This window comes from Paraburkholderia madseniana (assembly GCF_009690905.1).
GTDB classification, from domain to species: domain Bacteria; phylum Pseudomonadota; class Gammaproteobacteria; order Burkholderiales; family Burkholderiaceae; genus Paraburkholderia; species Paraburkholderia madseniana.
In genome coordinates this window covers 1-2,003 of the sequence record NZ_VOSW01000252.1, presented here as the reverse complement: position 1 = coordinate 2,003, position 2,003 = coordinate 1, and the positions used below count along the sequence as shown (strand labels likewise).

General features: G+C 62.2%; 2 protein-coding genes and 1 pseudogene. All 3 read right to left on the bottom strand.

Going from position 1 to position 2,003, the window contains the following annotated elements:
• A pseudogene (locus FSO04_RS45625) lies at positions 1-152 on the bottom strand (ABC transporter ATP-binding protein); the annotation flags it as partial.
• Positions 149-1,342: an ABC transporter permease subunit gene (locus tag FSO04_RS45620; protein ID WP_154567986.1), complete on the bottom strand. Its 1,194-nt coding sequence runs from the start codon at positions 1,340-1,342 to the stop codon at positions 149-151. The pseudogene FSO04_RS45625 and the gene FSO04_RS45620, both read right to left, overlap by 4 nt.
• Before the next feature lie 13 nt (positions 1,343-1,355).
• The coding region (locus tag FSO04_RS45615) for a branched-chain amino acid ABC transporter permease (RefSeq protein ID WP_154567985.1) at positions 1,356-2,003 on the bottom strand (648 nt) is incomplete at its 5' end.

The window sequence follows — 2,003 nt, the reverse complement described above, 5'->3', positions numbered from 1 at the left end:
CCGTTCGGGCCGATCAGGCCATAAATCTGGCCCGCCTTGATTTGCAGGCCAACGTCGGACAGTGCCTGCAGGCCGCCGAAGCGCTTGTTGACGCCCTTAACCGACAGGCGGATCTGATCGCTGCCGACGCCGTTGTTTACGTTATCGCTCATATGATTTCTCCCTGCGGGCCTAAGGCGCGCACCGGCTTCTTGCCAGCGCGCTTCGCCAGTTTCGCAATCTTGTCTTCGTGCTTCGGCGACGGCCACAGGCCTTCCGAGCGGTACAGCATGATCACGACCATCGCGAGGCCGTACAGCAACTGACGGATCACTTCGGTATCGACGATTTCATGGCCGAAGATCATGTTCTGCAACGGACCCATGGTCGAGCGCAGGAATTCCGGGAACACGGCGAGCAGCACCGCACCGAGAATCACGCCAGGGATGTGGCCCATACCGCCGAGCACCACGCACGCCAGCACCACGACCGATTCCCAGAACGTGAACGATTCCGGCGACACGAAGCCCTGGAACGAACCGAACATCGCGCCCGACAGGCCGCCGAACGACGCGCCCATTGCAAAGGCCAGCAGCTTCACGTTACGGGTGTTGATGCCCATTGCCTTGGCGGCGATTTCGTCTTCACGAATAGCGGCCCATGCACGGCCGATCCGCGAGTGCTGCAAACGCGTACAGGTCCAGATCACGAACAGCGCGCACAACACGAACAGGTAGTAATACATGTACACCGACGGGAACGAAAACCCGAGGAACGTGTGTGTCTGCGCGAGGCTGAAGCCGCCTGCCGACACCGGAGCGATGCCGGTGATCCCCTTCGGCCCGTTCGTGATGTTGACCGGACGGTCGAGGTTGTTAATGAAGATCCGCACAATCTCCCCGAAGCCCAGTGTCACGATCGCGAGGTAGTCGCCACGCAGACGCAAGGTCGGCGCGCCGAGCAGGACGCCGAAGGTCGCGGCGAGCCCCATCGCAATCGGCACGATGATCCAGATCGGCGTATGCAGGCCGCCCGGGAACAGGTGCGCGATCCACTCGAACTGCGAGGTCAGGTGGGGCGAACTCAGCAGCGCCGCGGTGTACGCGCCGATCGCGTAGAACGCGATGTAGCCCAAGTCCAGCAGGCCGGCGAAGCCGACCACCACATTGAGACCCAGCGCCAGCATCACGTACAGCATCGCGAAGTCGAGCACGCGGACCCAGTAGTTGCCGCCAGCGGCACCGATGATCATCGGCGCCGCGATCACGAAGATCGCGGTGATGATGCCGACGGTCAGCGTCTTCGTCAGGTTCTTTTCAGGGATGAGCGTCGTGGACGGCTCGATCGGTTGAATTGATGTCATGTCTGTCTACTCCTTATGCTCGATCCGCAACACGTTCGCCCAGCAGGCCCGACGGACGGAACACCAGCACGACGATCAGCACGATGAATGCGAACACGTCCTGGTAGTTACTGCCGAACACACCGCCCGTAAGGTTGCCGATGTAGCCGGCGCCCAACTGTTCGATCAGGCCGAGCAGCACGCCGCCCACCATGGCCCCGCCGAGATTGCCGATCCCGCCCAGCACCGCCGCGGTAAAGGCCTTCAGACCCGGGATGAAGCCCATATAGAAGTGTGCGTTGCCGTATTCGGACGCGATCATCACGCCGGCCAGAGCGGCCAGCGCCGAGCCGATCATGAAGGTCGCCGAAATCACGAAATTCGGGTTCACGCCCATCAGGCTGGCGACACCCGGGTTCTCAGCGATCGCACGCATCGCGCGGCCCAGCTTGGTCTTGTGAACCAGCAACAGCAGACCGCCCATCACGAGGAACGCCACGACCATGATCACGATTTCGGTCATCGAGATCACGGCGCCAGGCGTCGTGTCGGTGGCCTTGATCACGTTGATCGGGTCAGTAGGCAACAGCTGCGGGAACGGCAGCGGGTTGCGCGACCAGATCATCATCGCGAGGGTTTGCAGCAGGATCGACACGCCGATCGCGGTGATCAGCGGGGCGAG

Excerpts from the sequence above, each read along its gene's own strand:
- FSO04_RS45620 (WP_154567986.1), bottom strand. The coding sequence starts at position 1,342 with ATGACATCAATTCAACCGATCGAGCCGTCCACGACGCTCATCCCTGAA.